Origin of the sequence: Colwellia sp. (assembly GCF_013214175.1) — a bacterium.
In the GTDB taxonomy this organism is placed as follows: domain Bacteria; phylum Pseudomonadota; class Gammaproteobacteria; order Enterobacterales; family Alteromonadaceae; genus Colwellia.
In genome coordinates this window covers 60,105-79,551 of record NZ_JABSPA010000003.1, presented here as the reverse complement: position 1 = coordinate 79,551, position 19,447 = coordinate 60,105, and the positions used below count along the sequence as shown (strand labels likewise).

Genomic DNA, 19,447 nt, shown 5'->3' with positions numbered 1-19,447 from the left:
ATTATGCCTCCGACACTTTTGCCGCACTGGCAGCAGAAACTGCCACAGTATCGTTAAGTGAATCGGCCTTTAGAGCTGATTTAACGACAACGGCTTTTTTACGGCGATAGCGTTTATCAACTATTGAAAGAATGCCACCAATACCCATGAAAATAGCGCCTAACCAAATCCAACGAACAAATGGCTTATAGTGTACTCGAATTGCCCAAGCACCACCTGGTAATGGATCCCCTAAAGCGACATAAACATCACGGAACAACCCAGCATCAATACCTGCTTCGGTCATGCCCATCGTTTGCACACGATATTCGCGACGCTCAGGTTTGAGTAAAGTAACAAATTCACTTTCGTTTTCGCCAGTCACTTTATAGATATTGATTTGTCCCTGCTCAGCACTATAGTTTGGCCCTTCAACATGTTTAATGCCTTTGAACTCAATTTCATAACCTGAAACAGTGACTCTTTCGTTTAGCGACATTTTTACATTGGTTTCACTTTCATACATGGAAACAAGCGTGACGCCAACAATAGTGATCGCAATACCAGCATGAGCCGTTGCCATACCTAAATGACTGGTAGTTAATTTTCCGGCTAATTGATATTGGTTTTTAACTTCTTTAACAACAACTAAGAAAACCCAAGTCGCTAAGGTGATACCCATGGCAACTAAAGCATTAAACTCACCGCCATAAACCACGGGGAACAATAAACCAAAAGCAATACTAAACACTGACGGCTTTAATAGCTGTTTACGTAACTCGCCTTTTTTGGCTTTTTTCCAACGAATTAAAGGACCAACACCCATGATGATAAAGAGAATACTCATTATCGGAATAAAAACGGCATTAAAGTACGGAGGACCGACGGAAATTTTCCCATAACCTAAGGCATCAACCAACAATGGATACAAGGTGCCTAGCAGTACCGTGACGGTAGCAATAACCAAAATTACATTACACAGTAGTAGCGCGGTTTCACGGGAGTAAAATGCAAAGCGAGAAAAGCTCGATACCTTATTTGCTCGAAAGGCATACAAGGTTAACGCTCCGCCCATTGCGATAGCCAACAACACTAAAATAAAGATACCTCTACTAGGATCGGCTGCAAAGGAATGCACAGAAGTAATCACTCCTGAGCGCACTAAGAATGTGCCTAATAAACTTAAGCCAAAAGCAAATATTGCCAGTAAAATAGTCCAATTTTTAAAGGTACCACGTTTTTCTGTTACCGCTAACGAGTGGATCAGTGCAGTACCAACAAGCCAAGGCATAAATGATGCATTTTCAACAGGATCCCAGAACCACCAACCGCCCCAGCCAAGTTCATAATATGCCCACCAGCTACCTAGTGCGATACCTACGGTTAAAAACACCCAAGCGCCAACAGTCCAAGGACGAGACCAACGTGCCCAAGCAGCATCCATCTTGCCTGCCATTAACGCGGCAACAGCAAAAGCAAAGGCAACAGCAAAACCAACGTAGCCAAAATATAATAATGGCGGATGGATAATTAAACCAACATCTTGTAATAATGGATTTAAATCTCGACCTTCCATGGGTACATTTGGCCATAAACGTTCAAATGGATTAGATGTCAGTAAGGTAAAAGCGATAAACCCTATGGCGATCATGCCCATAACAGCTAAAACACGAGCAATGAATTCTTCTTCAATACCGTTTGAGAACCGTGCAACCGCAGCAGTCCATGCGGTTAAAGAAAAAACCCACAACAATAATGAGCCTTCATGACCGCCCCAAACGGCGCTTATTTTAAAATAATAAGGTAAGTGTGTATTGGAATGACTGGCAATATATTTAACGGAGAAATCATCAACGACAAAACTGTAGGCGAGAATAACAAGACTGATACCGGTAAAGAAAAACATACCGTAACTTAGGGGTTTAGCATAGCTCATGAGTTTCTTTAAAGAACTCTGCTCAGGGCTATGAACACCTATTAACGGAATCAAGCTTAAGCAAATAGAAAATGCTAAAGCAATAATAAGGGCTAAGTGACCAAGCTCGGGTATAAGCTCAGGCATTTGGGTTGCTACCAGGTCAGGTATCATTGATTTCTCCGCTCTACTTCAAAAAAAACAATTAACCTCTAATAATAGTTATCATTACTAATGAGGTTAAAAATTACCGCGTCATACTAACATTTTATCGGGCGAGATATTAATGTAATTTAGGTCACCAAGTTGTTTCATAATGTTACAACTTTCTTGGCTACGCTAATGTTCGCTATGGTATTATATCACCCAAAGTGATTATACGATCCATATCAAGAATTACTCGACAAACATACGCTAGAATTCACACTCCTAGCTTAATGCGATAAACTTTGACAAAACATTGATAAATAAAGAAGTAAATACATTGCCTAAACAAACCTCAACGCCCTTACTCAGTGCAATAAAATTAACCTGTATTCGAGAAGAGCGCTTATTATTTGATGAATTATCAGTTGAAATTAATGCTGGTGATATCGTGCAAGTTGAAGGTCCTAATGGCTCAGGAAAAACGAGTTTATTACGTATTTTATCTGGTTTATCGCAACCTTATGATGGTCAAGTTGACTATAAAGGCCAAGCTATTCAGCGCTGCCGAGAAGATTTCCATGAAAACTTATTATATTTCGGCCACTTAGCTGGGGTAAAAGGTGAGATGACCGCAGAAGAAAACCTTGAGTTTAATTTGGCCTTACATGGTAACAAAACCACAGAAACCTTAGCTTACTTGGCTAAAGTAAACCTGGCAGGTTTTGAAGATAGCTTAGCATCACACTTAAGTGCTGGTCAGCATAGACGTATTGCTTTAGCGCGTTTATATCAAAGTAAGGCGCCTATTTGGATTTTAGATGAACCTTTTACCGCCATTGATAAACAAGGCGTTGCCAGTTTAGAAAAGCTGTTTTCTGCCCATGCCGAGCGTGGTGGTTGTGTTATCTTAACCACACACCAAGATTTAATTAGCATTAAGCCCGAGCAAATCAAAAAAATCACCTTAGATTACAGCTATGATAGTGCTTTTGATTAATATGAAAATGAACACCGTTTTAGAGAAAGTAACCTAATGACCTTAAAAGCCCAGTCAGCGCAAAAGACTGAAACCTCAGCAGCAAATATCGACAGTAGCGTGGTAAGGGATATAGTTATCGACAGTACTGCTGTAGAAAATAGCTCAGTCGATAATAAAGCGCAGTTATCACAGCAGTTTTCTTATCGCCATGCCTTTATGTTGGTATTAAAGCGTGACCTTACCATTGCCATGCGCCATAAAGATGACATTATTAATCCGTTATTATTTTTTGTTATTGTCATTACGCTTTTCCCTTTAGGCATAGGTCCTGAAGCGGAAACTTTAAGTCGAATTGCCCCAGGAATTATTTGGGTTGCCGCATTATTAGCAACATTATTATCGTTAGACCGCTTATTTAAATCAGATCACCTCGACGGCTCGCTTGAGCAAATGTTGCTAAGCCCACACCCAATATTTTTATTAGTACTCGCTAAAATATTTGCTCACTGGTTAATTACCGGCTTACCACTGATATTAATTGCGCCATTACTGGCGGTATTACTGCATCTCGATGAAAACAGTTATACCGCTTTGTTTCTGACCTTGTTACTAGGTACGCCGGTACTCAGCTTACTTGGTGCAGTTGGCGTTGCACTTACCGTGGGCATAAAAAAAGGCGGTGTATTACTTAGCTTGCTAGTACTGCCGCTATATATCCCGGTATTAATTTTTGCCACCAGCGCGATAGACACTGCCGCACTTGGCTTACCTTACAGCGGCCAACTTGCTATAATCGCCGCCTTATTCTTTGGATCTTTAACCCTCGCCCCCTTTGCTGTTGGCGCGGCCTTAAAAGTGAGTACCAATTAACATGCTAGGCGGCACATGGAAATGGTAACGCCCAATATAAACACGCAAGAGCACTGTTACTTTGCCATGAAAAACAACACGGTGATCCTGCCTTATAACCGACAAAAATAGTGAGTACCAATTAACATGATAGGCGGTACGTGGAAATGGTAACGCTCAATATAGACACAATAAACACGAAAGAGCACTGTTACTTTGCCATAAAAAACAACACGGTGATCCTGCCTTATAACCGACAAAAATAGTGAGAATAAATTAATGTGGAAATGGTTACACCCCTATGCAAACCCGGAAGTGTCTTATCACTTTACCAATAAATTATTACCATGGTTAAGTGCTCTTGCCGCAATATTTTTGAGCATTGGCTTAGTGTGGGCATTACTGTTTGCTCCTGCCGATTATCAGCAAGGTCACAGCTTCCGTATTTTCTATGTGCATGTACCTGCAGCTTCTTTGTCTATGGGCATTTATTTTGCTATGGCAATCGCAGCATTTAGCAGCCTAGTATGGCAATTAAAATTGGCTGACGCCTCTGCTGCTGCTATGGCCCCTGTCGGCGCTGCGTTTACTGCCATAGCATTAATTACGGGTGCTGCTTGGGGTAAACCTATGTGGGGTACTTGGTGGATTTGGGATGCACGCTTAACCTCAGAACTCATTTTATTATTTTTATATTTAGGCGTCATTGCTTTGCATAATGCCTTTGAAGATAAAAACTTAGCCGGTAAAGCGGCTGGTATTTTAACGCTGGTTGGCGTAATAAACATTCCAATTATTAAGTACTCTGTCGACTGGTGGAATACCCTACACCAAGGCTCTACAGTCAGTAAACTGGGTAAACCATCTATGTCTTTAGATATGTTATGGCCATTTATCATTTGTTTTATCGGCTTTTCTTTATTAGTTGCTGTGATTATCTGTCTACGTTTTCGTAATGAAATTCTAGCGCGCAATAGCATTCGTCCTTGGGTGCGTGAGCTAGTACAAAAACATAACAGTTAATCATTCCAGTTAGATAATTCAAAAATAGAGCAAAGTAGTAGGAGAGCACTCAATGCAATTTAATAGTTTTAGCGATTTCATCAATATGGGCGGTTATGGCTTTTATGTCTGGCTATCGTTTGGTGCGACAGCTTTGATACTTACCTTTTTATTGATCAGTTCTAAAGCTGGTCATCAGCAGATCATCAACCAAATAGCTAAGCGTAAACAGCGAGAAGATAAACTCCGCCAAGCCAGAGAGCTACGTAAGCAACAAAATGAACAGCAAAATAAAGCATTAAATGAGGTTACTGAATAATGAATCCACGCCGTAAAAAACGTCTAGCTATTGTTGGCTCTGTCCTGATTGGCATAAGTGCCGTTGCTGGACTTGTTTTATATGCCTTAAGTCAAAATATTGATTTATTTTTTACCCCTTCTGAAATTACCCAAGGTAAAAAAGAGACTGGTTTAAAGCCAAGTCTAGGTCAACGTATTCGTATAGGGGGTTTAGTGGTTCCAGGGTCAGTAAAGCGCGACCCTGAAAGTCTTAAAGTATCATTTAAGCTTAGTGATATGACCATGCCAATCGTATTCAAAGATAGCGATATTACGATTACCGTTTATTATGATGGTATTTTGCCGGATCTATTCCGTGAAGGCCAAGGCATAGTGGCTAATGGCCGGCTGGCAGAACACCCGCCAACAGGGCTAAGTATTGAAGCCAGTGAAGTACTTGCTAAACATGATGAAAACTATATGCCGGCTGAGTTAGCAGAGGCTGCAGGGAAAAAGCATGAAAAAGCTACTTACACTGACAAACAATTAGAAAGTAAAAAATCTAGCGGCTATTAATTTAAATTACACCATTTGATTTAATTGACCCGTCCTAGTATAGGTCGACACAAAAAAAGGTGACATAACTGTCACCTTTTTTTTATCTATTTTTTACTTATTTTTTACTTAAGTACTTTTTATTAAGCGGGTTATTTATCACTAGTGAAGTTAATACTAGTATTCGCCAATAAGCTTATCACCAACACTGTTGATAATATCTACCTCGCCTTCACAAACCGCTACTATGGTTTTACCACGTTTGAAGTCTTGTGGAATGATCATATCGCCATAGGCGTTTAGATTAAAGCTCTGTGTTTTTCTATACATAGCTAAGTCGTCATCACAACAATAGATCACAGTTACTTTCCTTTTAGCTTCCGACATTATTAAATCCTTTTAAGTCATTTTAAGTCATTTTAAGTCATTTTATTATTATTTACTTTCAGCTAAGAGCAGATAATCACTTTTATTTCCCAAAACCATAAAAGTGGTCAGACCTTAACCAGTTAGCCAATACTAGTATGGTTCGAGCACTAGGTCAACATCTGGTACAACCAGTAATCCATGTTTTAAACAATAAAAATTCATATGCTACAGCCCTTTCCTATATAAGTTAAGCTATTGAATTTTAATCATAAAAAAACCTCAAGCCAACCAAGTTAAAACAGGGCAGCATTGAGGTTGTCTTTATTTGTGTTTAAATCACACTCTTTAGTGAGTAACAATAAACACAGTTATATTAACTTACTTCCAAGATTTCATTTTGCAGCCTTTAACAGCGTAGAATAAAATATATAAATAACAAGGTAACATAACGATATAACCACCTTGAAGATCAACGGCTTGTCCGCTACTGCCACTTGCTAAACTCCAGAACAATGGTCCAAAAGCACCACCTGAAATACCCATGACTAACAGCGCAGAGCCGACACTGGTTAACTTACCCATACCTGAAAGTGCTAATGGGAAAATAGCCGGCCAGACGATGGCATTAGCAAGCCCTAAAAAGGCAATTAAAATCAAAGTATCAGGCAATTGAACATCACCCAAAATAAATGAAAGCGCATTAGCAATAGCAAAAGAGTTGTTATCACCTAAGATAACACCAAAACTTAATACTAAACCAAATACTGCAGAGACCATCAAAGCTTTTTGTTGTGAGATAAAGCGAGGGATAAGGGCAATACCTAAAATATAACCAAAAACCATACATGCCATAGTATATGAGGTCATAACACTGTAGCTTTCAACACCTAATGCTAGGGCAAACGCACCAATAGTATCGCCGGCGATAACTTCTACCGCTACATATAAAAACAGTGCAACCACACCAAGTGCTAAGTTAGGATGAGTAAGCGCTTCTTTTAACTGACCTTTATGTTCACCTTCTTCTGCTTCACTCGGTAATTCAGGTAAAGGAGCTTTTTGGATAGCAAAAGCTAATACTCCAATAAAAATAGCAAGTCCTAAATACGGTGTAATTAGGCTGTTTGCCATATCATCAATTTGAATCTGTGTTAATTCAGTACCAACGGTATCAGTAAAACCACTTAAAATTAAGGCAGTAAAGACGATAGGTGCTACTACACCAGCGCCTTTATTTAAGATACCCATAATTGAAATACGTGCTGCTGCAGACTCTTCAGGACCAATACGGACAACATACGGATTAACAGCTGTTTGCAGTAATGTTTGTCCTGCGCCCATGATTAATTGAGCTAACAAAAATAATGGAAACATTTGTGTTTTAGCTGCAGGAATAAATAATAAAGCGGCAAACGTCATTGTTGCTAGGCCAAGTGCCATACCATTTTTATAACCAACTTTACGGATAACCGCAGCAGAAGGTAGCGCAGTAAATGTTACTGCAATATAAAATGAAAATAATATCAGTGATGCTTGGAAGGGTGTTAATTGCAAAATCTGTTGCAAGTAAGGCATTAAGGAGCCGTTTAACCAGGTGACGAAACCTAATATGAAGAATAACCCGGCGACGATTATCATCGGCACAGCATTACTCTGTTTTTTTTCTTGTTTATCTTGCGTGAGTGACATTTCCATAACTTCCTCGTTAACTTGCATTGTTATTATAGTTTTTGCGTAATTTTTTTTGTATTAATTAAAATTTCTGACCGGCAATCCAGGTCTCTTTTACTGATAAGTCATCATTCAATACCACTATATCAGCTTGCATTCCTTGACTAAGCTGACCACGAATGACTGCTTGGTTTTGGTATAAATATTGTGCCGGGTATAAACTACCCATACGAAGTGCTTCATCCAAAGGAATACCTAAGCCTTGATGAGTATTTTTAACCGCGCTCGCCATATCTAACGAAGAGCCAGCAAGTTCACCCGTGGTTGAGGTCAGCTTGCCATTGTCGACATAAACAGTGCGATCATATAAAGCGAACTGGGTTTGTGTTGTTCCCACTGGCGGCATAGCATCAGTAACTAAGAATACTTTTCCTTGGGGTTTAGCTTGTATCGCTAATTTACAACTGGCGTAATCAACATGGAAACCATCAACAATTAAGCCACAGCTAGTGTTGTTATTTAATAGCGCTGCACCAACGACCCCTGGCTCTCGTCCCTGTAATGGTGACATAGCATTAAATAAATGCGTAAAGCCACTAGCACCCGCATCGATAGCTTTTTGCGTCGTTTCAAAATCAGCGTTGGTATGACCTAGACAAACTTTAATACCTAACTCAACCATACGGGAAATATCTTCAGCACTGACCGTTTCCGGCGCGAGAGTGACAATAACCTGACCAATATCTTGGCGGGACAGGATCTGCCATTCAACGGCAGAGATGCCGCGGATATAATCGGCACAATGGGTGCCTTTTTTCTCAATAGATAAATGCGGCCCTTCAAAGTGAATACCAAGAATGCCTGGAACATCTTCGGCTATCGCTTGAGCAATCGCATCTGCAGCTTGTTGCATGACGGCAACTTTATCGGTAATTAACGTTGGCATCATACCCGTTGTGCCAAACTGAGCATGAGCAGCCATGATGATTTTTAGGTTATCAACTGAGGGCGAGTCGTTAAATAATGCTCCGCCACCACCATTAACTTGTAAGTCGATATAACCAGGAACAACTAAACCTTGAGCAAACACATCGACATGACTCGTGTTTTGGTCAATGTCGGTAATTCTACCGTCCACTATAGTCAACACTTGATCATCAAGAAAAGTGTGTCCGTCAAATAGTCGTTGAGCATGGAAGCGCGTTTGTGTCATGGATTGTCCTAGAGTATCAACTTCAATGGGTAAAATTTTTTAAAAAGTATTTGCGATAAAGTACTACGCCGATTGTTGCACAGACGCTTTAGCTTGTTGCTGCCGAGCGAAAAGTACTGAGCCAACTTCCGGTGGATTTAATGGCTCAGTCAGATTAGCTTTTATATCGCTCGCTAACCAAGATTTCAATCGCGGTGTTAGGCCGCCAATCATAGACATTCGCGGTGGATTTTTTACCGCTAAAGTACGAGCAATGCCATTAATATATTCGGCGCCTTCAGCAACAATATCCAAGGCAACTTTATCACCTAGCTCAGCGGCATCAAAAACTAAATTAGCTTGCTGTGCATAAAAAGTCGCTTTTTGACTGGCAACAGCTTCAACTAAATCAGTATCGTCATTGCAGTTAAGTTTTTTCAACAATACCGCTGACATCAAGGTTGGCTCGACTAAGCCATCAAGGGATAATAAAACCTGCTTAACCCCTTGTAAACCAAACCAAGCACCACTGCCTTTATCACCATGAGGGAAACCATGAGCACCAACAATAGTGTGCTGTTCATCGACACAAGCAAAGCCACATGAGCCAGTACCGGTAATCATCACAGCGCCATCGCTACCATTATGGGCACCTAAACAGGCGATTAACAAATCAGTCGCTAGATGCATTGCTTTAAAGGGATGTTGCCAAGCGGCCATTTGGTCAAATAGCACAGGTAAGTTAACGCCTGCTAAACCAACACCAGCGATTATCTCACTCAGCTCTATATGAGCTAAACCAGCATCTGCTAACGCTAATTTAGCAGAGTCAGTAATAGAATAAGTTGCTTGCTCAAAACCATGCAATGGATTACCGGGACCTGAGATGCCTGTACCAAGTATTTCATTATCTTTATTCATAATAATGGCTTTACATTTACTGCCTCCACCATCAATGCCTAAAAATAATTCATTGTTTTTGTCACTACTTGTCAGCATACCGATCCCATGTTCACTGTCTATATTTTAATTTTTTGATTTTTTCATCTTAGCTAGAAATGACAGCGTTGTCATTTGTTTTTTGGATAAAATATCAGCTTTTTTTACAAGTGTTACCAAATGTAAATTAACTAACTGATAATATTAGATAAATATCAGTTAGTTAATTTGAACCTTCTTATTGAACCTGGGTGATACGACTTGCTCTTAGACCATTAGTACTACGACTTCTGATATTTACCTGACCAGAAACGGCAATAGGCTCTTGATAAGTAAGCCAGTTGCCGCCACTCACTTGATATTCAATTGTCAGGCCTGGAAAAGCGATGTTGGCATGCAGTTTACCTGCTTGGATAATGGCGCCCACGGTAGGAAGGCGATAATCAATTTGCGCTAGCTCAAGTTTAGCAAACTCTTTTTGCCCTAAGGTATTGGCAAATTCAGCCCATTGGCTATCACGCATAGTTTGCATTTCTGTAGTAAAAGTATTGCTCTGCGATGAATATTTAGCACCTTGATAGTTATAAGGCACTGCCCAGTCAGCAAGATGCCAGGCACGCTCTGCTAACGCTAATATACGTGGAAATACTTTATGCTCAACCATGTCATCGGTGCGGACATTTTCACTCCACAATTGCCCTTGAATGCCTAAGAATTTTTTACCGGCAGCTAAAGGGGTTTTAGTATCATCGGCGACATAAGTATTATCTTGTCGGTCTAACCAAAATTCGGCATGAACTGGCAAGTTATCAGGCATAAACTGGAATACTTTTTCAGTATTAGTGTGGCGTGATGCCCAATAGTAACCATGCTCTTTAGGGTCTGCCTCATGGGGGAAATCAAAATATAAAACGTCAGGGCTAGAGATAACCACTTGCCAATCTCGGTTTGCTAATAGATGAACCTTATCGTGACCTCCCCAAAATAGCGCATCCCAAGCATTGGCTTGCACAATTGCTGGCATATTTTCCTTGCGAGTATGCTCCATGCCATCACTCCAACCTGCTGTTTCAATATCAAGTTCAGATAAAATTCCGGCAACACGTTCAATAAAATAAGCGCCTAATTCACTCATTTTAGTGACACCTTTATCGTTATTAGCGACAAAAGCTTTACAGGCTGGCGAGTCTAACCAAGCACCGGCAGTTTCATCTGCGCCAATATGATATCGAGTAAGCGGCTGGCCAGCATCGGCATGAATTTTTTTCACTTGAGTCATCACTTCGACGACAAAATCATAAGACGACTCTAAACAGGCATTAATGGTGTTATCACCATAAAATTGCACTGAAGAATACTTAGTTTTATCTTGGAAATCTTCTAGTAAGAACTGCTTGGCTTTAGCTTCATCTTCTAAGGCTTGGTATTTTTTATAACGCGCAGTCATGGCCTTAATTGAGGCACGAGAATGACCCGGCATATCAAGTGATGGGATCACTTGAATATGCCGAGCACTGGCTGCTTTTAAAATTTCGTGATAATCACTAACACTGTAATAACCACTGACTGATGAGTTTTCATCAATGCCAGCACCGAGCTGCGGCATTAAACAATTTTCTTCAGTAACATCAAAACAGCGCTTTGCGCCTATATCGGTAAGTTCAGGTAAGCTGGGAATTTCTAAACGCCACCCCTCATCATCACCAAGGTGTAAATGCAGTTTATTTAACTTGTAAGCTGCCATTTGATCTAACAGTTTTAAAATAAACTCTTTTGAATGAAAGTTACGTGCAACATCCACTAACATGCCACGAAAGACAAAGTGTGGTTCATCTTCAACCACTAACATAGGTATACGTGACTCACCAACAGTCACTAAACTTGCCAGTGATTGCAAGCCGTTAAAGACACCATTACCGTCAACACCAATGATGATAATTTCTTTACTGGTGATATTTAAGCTGTAGCTACCGATAATTTTATTGTTATTAGGGCGAATACTTAACCGTAGCGGTAAACCCGCAGCGTTTTGCTTAACGCCGAGAGTGCTTAAACGTGATAACGCAGCATCAACATCACCGTGTTTAACATTACCTAAAGATACCGCAATACCTTGGCCAATATCAGCAAAACCCATATTAGCGTCGATACTTACCGACTTAGGGGTTGGGATAATTGCTTGCAACACGGCTAGCTTGTCTTGTACCAGTACTGAATTACGTTGATAAAGCTTTTCCGGGGTTAGCCATTGCGTTTTATCTGCGGCACTGCGTTTAAACTGAGTATTGCTATCAGTGAAGGTTTCAACATGAGGAAGTACTTCTAAACCGGTATCTTTATCAATGAAAGGTACTGTACTTTCAATAACTCGAGCTTCAAGCCTAGGTGCACTAACAATATAATTAGGCATCACATCAGACTCGGCTAATGACCAAAACATAGCGCGGAAGTTTAAGGTTTTTGTCTCGCCTTGGCTAAAGCCGGAAAAGTTATCTTTTAAGCTAATCTGATGTAAATCACCGTTCAGGTGTTTTACGCTAAAGTCATCACTTTCAAAAGACTGAATGGGTGCAATTTGACTAAAATGAATAGTCCAATCTTTAGCGGCTATGGCTTGTGTCGCGGTAAAAGATAGCTCCACTTCAAAACAGGCGCCATCGGCAACTTTACTGTCACATTTATCACTAGGGATATTAGTAACCACACGATAGTTAACCTCTAAATGCTGGGCAATGTTATCAATATCACTTTGAGCAACAGAGTAAATAGCTTGTAAGTTAATTTTCTCACCGGTATCAACTGCAGGCGCAGGTGATTTTTCACAACCGAGTAGAGATAAGCTAGCGGCAATAGTAAGCGCTAAAACTTTTTTATTCATCTTGCTAATGTGCATTTTTAAAGGACCTTTTACAACTTTCAGTGATAAAGCTGCTTTGCTTTAGATGTTATTGTTAACATAACTATCCTTAATTTTGACAGCGCTGTCAAAATTAAATACAAAAAACACTAAAGTGATTACAAGAACATACATTTAGCGAGGATGTTTTAATCTCAGTTAACTGATTTTACTAGCCGATTCATAGCAATAGTTAATGAGCGTTATTATTTATCACTTATATCAGCTACCAACATGCGCTACACCGCCCTTTGACAGCGCTGTCAAATTTAAGTATATTAATTTCAAAGGTTCTTATATTAGCTATATAAATATTTATTAAAACAGCATAAAAATAAGCAGTAATATGAAAAACTTAACGTTAAACCCAAAGTTATCCATACAAGAAGTTTCAATTCCTTATACGAATTTAAATGCTTATATCATTGATGACTTTCTTCTAAGTGCTGATAGTGTCATGCACTTTGCCAAGAACATTGCCTATTTCAATCCCATGCATGCAGATAATTCATATTACCCTGGCATTCGTGACAATATGCCGGAGCCATACATACGTTTGCTACATGCCTTTTTTCAGGAGAGTATTATCCCTAAATTAGTCGGTCGTGAACAATCCACAGCTATTATTCACAAAAGCCTAATTTCATTAGTTACTTGCCCACCTTCGCAATTACTTACCGAACAAAAAATGCCGCATGTAGATAGCTGTAAAAGCTCAGAGTATGCTTTTGTTCATTACCTTTCAGGTCAAGAGCTTGGTGGTACTAGCATTTATCGGTATATTCCAAAAAATATAGTTGAGCTTAATGAACAGGATGAAGTGATTCTTGATGATATGCTAAATGAGGTTAGCTCAAAATCGAACGAGCATAATGGCTACATAACAGATTCAACCAGCTTATTTGAGCAAGTATTAAAGGTAGAGGCAAAATTCAACCGTCTTGTTATCTATCAAGGCAACCTTTTACACGGCGCTAACTTAACATCGAAAGAAAGCTATAGTGGCGATACCGCTAAGGGCCGTTTCTCTATCACCTCATTTGCGAGTATTGTAGCGCCATGACTAGATAACATAATCCAGAGTTATCAAATACAAATATCCAAACACAACCAAACATAATAATTAAAATACTAACATCGGAGTCTTTATATAATGACAAATATTGTCCCCTTAAATCACCAGCAGCATGCGGCACTTAAAGTTCAAGATAAAAAAGACTTCACCCGCTTTAAAGAGCAACACCTGATACCTGTTGTTGTGCAGGATTTTATTCCTTTAGCTGCAGAGTTTCCCATTGCCTTTGTTAAAAACACTGAAACGGGGCAATTTACTGCCGTGGCTATGATGGGACTTAAGCCCGGTATAAACTTGTATTGCCAAACAGCAAACTGGCCGGCTGAAGTGATCCCTAGTAGCTTCTTTAATTACCCATTCTCTCTGGTCAAACAAAGTGAAGATGATGATAACTGCTTTGTCTGTATAGATACTGATAGCTCTATGATTAATAACGATTCGGGACAAACGTTATTTGATGATAAGGGTGAACAGACCGATTACCTTAAAGCAAGAACTGAACACTTACTTGATGTCGCAGAAAGGCATGAGCAAACCAGTGGTATCATGCAATATTTGGCTAATAAAAAATTATTAACATTGAAATCACTTAATATTAATTTGGCTGGTGAAGAAAAATTATCCCTTAACGGACTTTATGTAATTGATGAAAAGAAGCTAGAAGCATTACCGGATGATGAGTTTAATGAATTACGCAGCAAAGGTTTATTACCAATCATCTATGCTCACTTGTCCTCAATGCACCAAATAGCAAGACTTGCTAAGCTACAAATTAACTTAAACAAAAGCTCCGCAGAAAATTAAACTGATACATGGCTGTATAGCATAAGCGTTAACTATACAGCCCCTCCTGTTACAGAGCCTGTAAACCAAATTTGTTAATTTTCTCTAGTAATGCCCTATGTTCAGGCAAGTTATTCATTAAGCTGGCGGTGATATCTTGCAGCGCGGCAATGCGGTCCTTCGAGTCAGTTAGCTCCCCCCTAGTCAATTTCGTTTTATATTTCATCCCATATAAGACAAATAGAAAGTTCTCCAAATAAAACACTTCAAATTGACTAAAAAAATCATCACTGATCGGTGTGAAGTTCTCCCACAAAGCTAATTTCTCCTTTAACTCTGTCGACATGGTGCTAGGATCTCTATTCTCACGCCAAAAAGATGAGTCATCTCGGTCTGATAAACAGTAATGCAACTTGATAAAATCAACAACTCTTGCCCAAGCATGTCCCATGGCATGATTAAAGCGCTTTTCAAGTACCAAGAGATCTTCTTTCTCACTAGGGAAGCGTTGTGCAAGAAAGTTTGCCGAAAAATCGGTTAGCAAGATAGATGTAGCTTCTAATGGCTCTAAAAAACCTTGAGCTAACCCCAAGGCGACACAGTTTTTGTGCCAAAATTTTTCACGATAACCTACTTTCATTGGCAGTTTTTTGTAAACTAACTCAGGGTTATGTCCGCCTAAGTAATGATCTAGCTTAACTTGTGCTTCTTCATCACTCATATGATTACTTGAATAGACAAAACCAACACCACGTCTATTGGGTAAGGCTATGTCCCAAATCCAGCCTGCTTGGTGTGCCGTAGCGATAGTATACGGCGGTATATCTGAGTCCTTATCGGTTGGCACTTGCACCACAAGAGCGGTGTTAACTAACAACTGGTCTGAAACATCAATAAAAGGCACCTTCATCGCCTTAGAGATAAGTAAGGATTGAAAGCCTGAGCAATCAATATAAAAGTCAAAAGCTAAATCACCATCATTCTTAGTGGTTAATGAAGCAATAGAGCCGTCATCACTAAGGTTTACATCACTAACATGCGTTAATCGATGTTTAACGCCAAATTTAGTTTGCGCGTTATCGGCAAGTAGCTTGGCAAATTTAGCAGCATTTAAATGATATGCATAAGCAAGATCCCCTTGATATTCAGGACTGGTTATTTGCTTTGGTGCTCTGCCCTCTTCGCACACTTTAAATTGTGCTGATATTTGCTCAGCAAAAGCTTTGTCATTATTTTGAGTTAACCAATCGACTGTTAAATTTTCACTATCATCGCGGTTAGGTACATCAAATAAGTGATGAAAAAAATTGTCTTTACCATGTTTAGCTTGATCTAACCAATTTACAAATTTAATCGACTGTTTAAAAGTAACATCACACTGGCGGATAAAGTCGGTTTCACTAATACCAAAGCTTGCTAAGGTTTTTTTTATATCGGGAACTGTACCCTCACCAACACCTATAGGGGCAATATCAGGAGACTCGATCAAGGTAATAGCTATATCTTTTCTTTTATAAAGCGCTTTACCAAGGTGATTAGCTGCTAACCAGCCAGCCGTGCCACCACCGACAATAGCAATTTTTTTAATCGTCATAAAACCTCAATAATTTCTGTCTAAAAACAGATCAAAATATGAATAAGTCATAATACGTAAAAAGCCCAGCATTAGCTGGGCTTTATTCATGAAACTATGTTTTCTTATTTGAATCTAAGTGTTTTAGAAACGAACAGCAAAACCAACTTTATACGTTGCTTCGCCTTCGAAAGTCCATGATGGGAAACCAAGCTCTAAATCGGCAGAAGGAGCAGAACCAGAAGCATAAGCACCTGTTTGCAAGCTATCTTCTTCTAAGATATTTACCGCTTCAAAAGTAATATTTAAATAGTCAGTTGCTGCCCAAGATCCACTGAAGTCTAATGTACCGAATGATTCGTGAGTACGGTTTAAGTACCAGTTTGGAGCTTCACGCATAATGTACTCTGAACGCCAGTTATAAGCTAAACGCACTGAGAAGTCATCATTTTCGTAGAAACCAACGGTATTAACAGTATGCTCTGATGAATCAGAGAAAACATTCTGAAGGTCAGGGTAGTTTTCAGCCGGAGATTCAGCATCAGCATAGGTGTAGTTTACGCTGTAACCAAAACCATTATCAAATGCATCTTGAACTTGGAATTCGATACCTTGAATAGAACCACCACCTACGTTAGTAGATTGGCCTACATCCCAGCAATCCGGTTGTGTAGGTCCACATGGGCTCATGGTAGAATCATCTACGTAAAGAGGAATATCGATGCCAATTTGTTGTTGAGTTTCTGAACGGGCAGATATAAATGAACTTACATCTTTCATAAAGTAACCAACACTCACCATACCGTCGTCTCTAAAGTACCATTCAACACCAATATCAGCTTGGAAAGCTTTAAATGGTTCAAGTGCTACATTACCAGTAGTTGCTACCTGTACGCCAGGTACATTCGAGTTAAGGTTAGATAAAGAAGTCGCAGAAAACATATCAGCGTAGTTAGGGCGAGAGATAACTTGTGCAGCTGAGGTACGTAAAATAACATCATCAGCTAAATCCATTACCACGTTTAAGCTAGGTAAAAGTTCATTGTAACTTGCTGTATCAGTAGAAAGTGTAGTGCCGTAATTTCCTTCAGCATCTAATGCATAATAATCAGATGATGCATCAGTAGATACATAACGTAGACCAATGTTACCTCGAATACCATCAGTGCTAAAATCACCCATAACATATAATGCAATGTTTTCTTCTTCGACTGTACCATAACCTGCTGCATTAGAAACATAATGGTCAGTTGCCGCTTTAGAGTCAGCAAGAATTAACGCACGATTTGCTTCTGGAAGAGTAAATCCAGCACCTGAAGTTACTCTACCTGGGTAGTATTCACTTGCAGGTCTAAAGGTACTTTCATGATCATAATCATCAGCTAGTACACCGCTAAGGTCTTCCCTTTTAACTGAGTGATCAGCGTAACGGAAACCGGTTCTAATGTTATCAATAACACCAAATTCAACTGGAATTGCAAAATCTAAGTTTAGGTAAGTTTCTTCATCTGAGTTAGGACCATCGCCCATTGCCCAAGTTTGAATACCAATATTGTCAGGTAACACTGTAATTGGGATGTTTTTATTTTCAACATCAAATGTTGCTTGGTCACCGGTCATATCCCATGTACCAAAAGTATCACTAGAGTCACGAGCATACTCACCAACAAGTGCCGTTCTTGAGCCACCATCTGACGCAGTATTACCTATACGGCCAGAAAAAGTGAATGCATCAGCCTCATAAGTCCAATCGAAATCAATCGTGTTAGAGTCCATTGAAGATTCACGAGCCCAAGTTTGGAAATAACCAGAACGAAATCCTTCAGGGCCGTAACCCAAATTATTGTCCACTTTAGTTCTTTTTACACAGTTACCATTAACAGGGTTTGTTTCTGTACATGAATCTTCACCCGGGAACATAATAAGTTGAGTATTAGCGTTGTTTGCGCCTAAGTCTAACGACATTATGCTCAAACCCAATTCTAATGAATCCGTTGGACGGTATTGCATATCAACGTTTAAAGCTGTACGTTCACGTTCCTGTTGAAAAGTCGTTGGCGCCATACCGCCACTCCAGTTACGAGATGTTTCAACACCATTACGTTGGTAATCAGTTTCAGAGTAAGCACCGCCAACTAAGATACCAAAAGTTTCATCATCATTTTTCCAGCTATATAAACCTGAAAGCTCTGGGCTTAATTCTTCATTAACTGAACCATACTGACCTTTTACACTAGCAAAAACAGTGTTTGCTTCAAGATCAAATGGTCTGCGAGTTTTAACGATTACCGTACCACCGATACCACCTTCAACTAAGTTAGCTTGTGAAGATTTATAAACTTCTAAACCACCAACCATTTCAGATGGCAACATTGCGTAGTTAAAGCTACGGTCTACTGGTTGTTGGTCAAACCAACCAGTAGACGCTACTGAATGGCCATTTAATAAAGTACGTGTTAATTGTGCAGATGCACCACGAATAGAAACTTGCTGGCCTTGGCCAAATTGACGAGAAACAGTTACACCTGGAATACGTGCTAATGATTCACCAACATCACCATCTGGAAACTTACCTACATCTTCCGATGTTACAACATCTACAACGGCGTCAGAAAATCGTTTACCGTTTAATGATGCTTTTAATGAACCACGAATACCAGTAACTTGAATGACTTCAACTTCGTCTTTGTTTATTTTAGAAGCTGCTTCTTCGGCTGCGATAGCTTGTGATGATACACCAGCTAATATCATAGCAATTGAACTAGCTAATACGCCTTTCTTAAATGTTTTAGTTGACATTGACTTTCCCTTACACACGTTTTGTTTTTTAGAATGTTATTATTTTATTTTGAATAATTTTTTTGGTTTTACGACAGCGCTGTCAATATTTAATGACAACGCTGTCATAAGACGTAAGAAACCATACCGTTTATTTTTACATTTGACCAGAATAAATTAACCAAAAATTACAAATTGATTACACAAATACGTTAACAACCTGAATTAAAAGAATTTATTATTTTACTTATTTATTGTTAATAAGATAATTATCTAAATAACTATCACTTTCTGTATGAAAAAAATACGTAAAAAGACACCAGTTGACTTTTTATTCTAATTTAAAGAATAAATATTCACAGAGTAAGGAGGGAGAAGCCAGTATTTATTTTACTGACTTATTTGATTTTAGAATAAAAAAAAGCTAACGCCTACCTAGGTAGACATTAGCTTTTATTGGTTTGGC

General features: G+C 39.3%; 15 protein-coding genes. 7 read left to right on the top strand and 8 right to left on the bottom strand.

Features of this window, described 5'->3' with window-relative positions; genetic code table 11:
* Nucleotide 1: 1 nt before the first annotated feature.
* Entirely contained in the window at nt 2-2,068 is a 2,067-nt protein-coding gene (locus HRT55_RS08805; RefSeq protein ID WP_291620589.1) for a heme lyase CcmF/NrfE family subunit, read from the bottom strand.
* A gap of 310 nt (nt 2,069-2,378) precedes the next feature.
* Here HRT55_RS08805 and ccmA point away from each other — a divergent pair, with 310 nt between their 5' ends.
* The 5 genes from ccmA (at nt 2,379) to ccmE (ending at nt 5,726) form a co-directional block, all read left to right on the top strand.
* Nucleotides 2,379-3,038, top strand: a complete 660-nt coding sequence (ccmA, locus tag HRT55_RS08800) for a cytochrome c biogenesis heme-transporting ATPase CcmA (protein ID WP_291620587.1) — start codon at nt 2,379-2,381, stop codon at nt 3,036-3,038.
* A gap of 198 nt (nt 3,039-3,236) precedes the next feature.
* The gene (gene ccmB, locus HRT55_RS08795; protein ID WP_291621300.1) at nt 3,237-3,890 is read left to right on the top strand and encodes a heme exporter protein CcmB; all 654 of its coding nucleotides are present in this window, start codon (nt 3,237-3,239) and stop codon (nt 3,888-3,890) included.
* A gap of 258 nt (nt 3,891-4,148) precedes the next feature.
* Complete coding sequence (locus HRT55_RS08790; RefSeq protein WP_291620586.1) at nt 4,149-4,892, top strand: heme ABC transporter permease; 744 nt, start codon at nt 4,149-4,151, stop codon at nt 4,890-4,892.
* 52 nt (nt 4,893-4,944) lie between these two features.
* Nucleotides 4,945-5,190 carry a heme exporter protein CcmD gene (ccmD, locus tag HRT55_RS08785; RefSeq protein WP_291616869.1) on the top strand — a complete coding sequence of 82 codons (246 nt, stop codon included), beginning with the start codon at nt 4,945-4,947 and terminating at the stop codon, nt 5,188-5,190.
* A complete protein-coding gene (gene ccmE, locus HRT55_RS08780) occupies nt 5,190-5,726 on the top strand; it encodes a cytochrome c maturation protein CcmE (RefSeq protein WP_291620583.1) in 537 nt (178 codons plus the stop codon). Before ccmD ends, ccmE begins: the two co-directional genes overlap by 1 nt.
* 156 nt (nt 5,727-5,882) lie before the next feature.
* Here the strand turns inward: ccmE and HRT55_RS08775 are convergent, their stop codons facing one another.
* From HRT55_RS08775 to HRT55_RS08755, 5 genes are all read right to left on the bottom strand, one after another.
* Nucleotides 5,883-6,092, bottom strand: coding sequence for a TIGR02922 family protein (locus tag HRT55_RS08775; protein ID WP_291620581.1), 210 nt, complete (start codon nt 6,090-6,092; stop codon nt 5,883-5,885).
* A 360-nt stretch (nt 6,093-6,452) separates the two neighbouring features.
* A complete protein-coding gene (gene nagP, locus HRT55_RS08770; RefSeq protein ID WP_291620580.1) occupies nt 6,453-7,769 on the bottom strand; it encodes an N-acetylglucosamine MFS transporter NagP in 1,317 nt (438 codons plus the stop codon).
* A 58-nt stretch (nt 7,770-7,827) separates the two neighbouring features.
* The gene (gene nagA / locus HRT55_RS08765; RefSeq protein ID WP_291620579.1) at nt 7,828-8,958 is read right to left on the bottom strand and encodes an N-acetylglucosamine-6-phosphate deacetylase; all 1,131 of its coding nucleotides are present in this window, start codon (nt 8,956-8,958) and stop codon (nt 7,828-7,830) included.
* A 63-nt stretch (nt 8,959-9,021) separates the two neighbouring features.
* Nucleotides 9,022-9,936, bottom strand: a complete 915-nt coding sequence (gene nagK, locus HRT55_RS08760; RefSeq protein WP_291620577.1) for an N-acetylglucosamine kinase — start codon at nt 9,934-9,936, stop codon at nt 9,022-9,024.
* A 178-nt stretch (nt 9,937-10,114) separates the two neighbouring features.
* Nucleotides 10,115-12,754, bottom strand: coding sequence for a family 20 glycosylhydrolase (locus HRT55_RS08755; RefSeq protein ID WP_291620576.1), 2,640 nt, complete (start codon nt 12,752-12,754; stop codon nt 10,115-10,117).
* Between the two features lie 364 nt (nt 12,755-13,118).
* On the opposite strand from HRT55_RS08755, the gene HRT55_RS08750 reads away from it, so the two are divergent.
* Nucleotides 13,119-13,835 carry a DUF6445 family protein gene (locus HRT55_RS08750; RefSeq protein ID WP_291620575.1) on the top strand — a complete coding sequence of 239 codons (717 nt, stop codon included), beginning with the start codon at nt 13,119-13,121 and terminating at the stop codon, nt 13,833-13,835.
* 90 nt (nt 13,836-13,925) lie between these two features.
* Complete coding sequence (locus HRT55_RS08745; protein WP_291620574.1) at nt 13,926-14,651, top strand: SapC family protein; 726 nt, start codon at nt 13,926-13,928, stop codon at nt 14,649-14,651.
* A gap of 49 nt (nt 14,652-14,700) precedes the next feature.
* On the opposite strand, the gene HRT55_RS08740 is transcribed toward HRT55_RS08745, so the two are convergent.
* Both HRT55_RS08740 and HRT55_RS08735 read right to left on the bottom strand, forming a co-directional pair.
* The gene (locus HRT55_RS08740; RefSeq protein ID WP_291620572.1) at nt 14,701-16,224 is read right to left on the bottom strand and encodes a tryptophan halogenase family protein; all 1,524 of its coding nucleotides are present in this window, start codon (nt 16,222-16,224) and stop codon (nt 14,701-14,703) included.
* A gap of 123 nt (nt 16,225-16,347) precedes the next feature.
* Complete coding sequence (locus tag HRT55_RS08735) at nt 16,348-19,002, bottom strand: TonB-dependent receptor (protein ID WP_291620570.1); 2,655 nt, start codon at nt 19,000-19,002, stop codon at nt 16,348-16,350.
* Nucleotides 19,003-19,447: the final 445 nt, after the last annotated feature.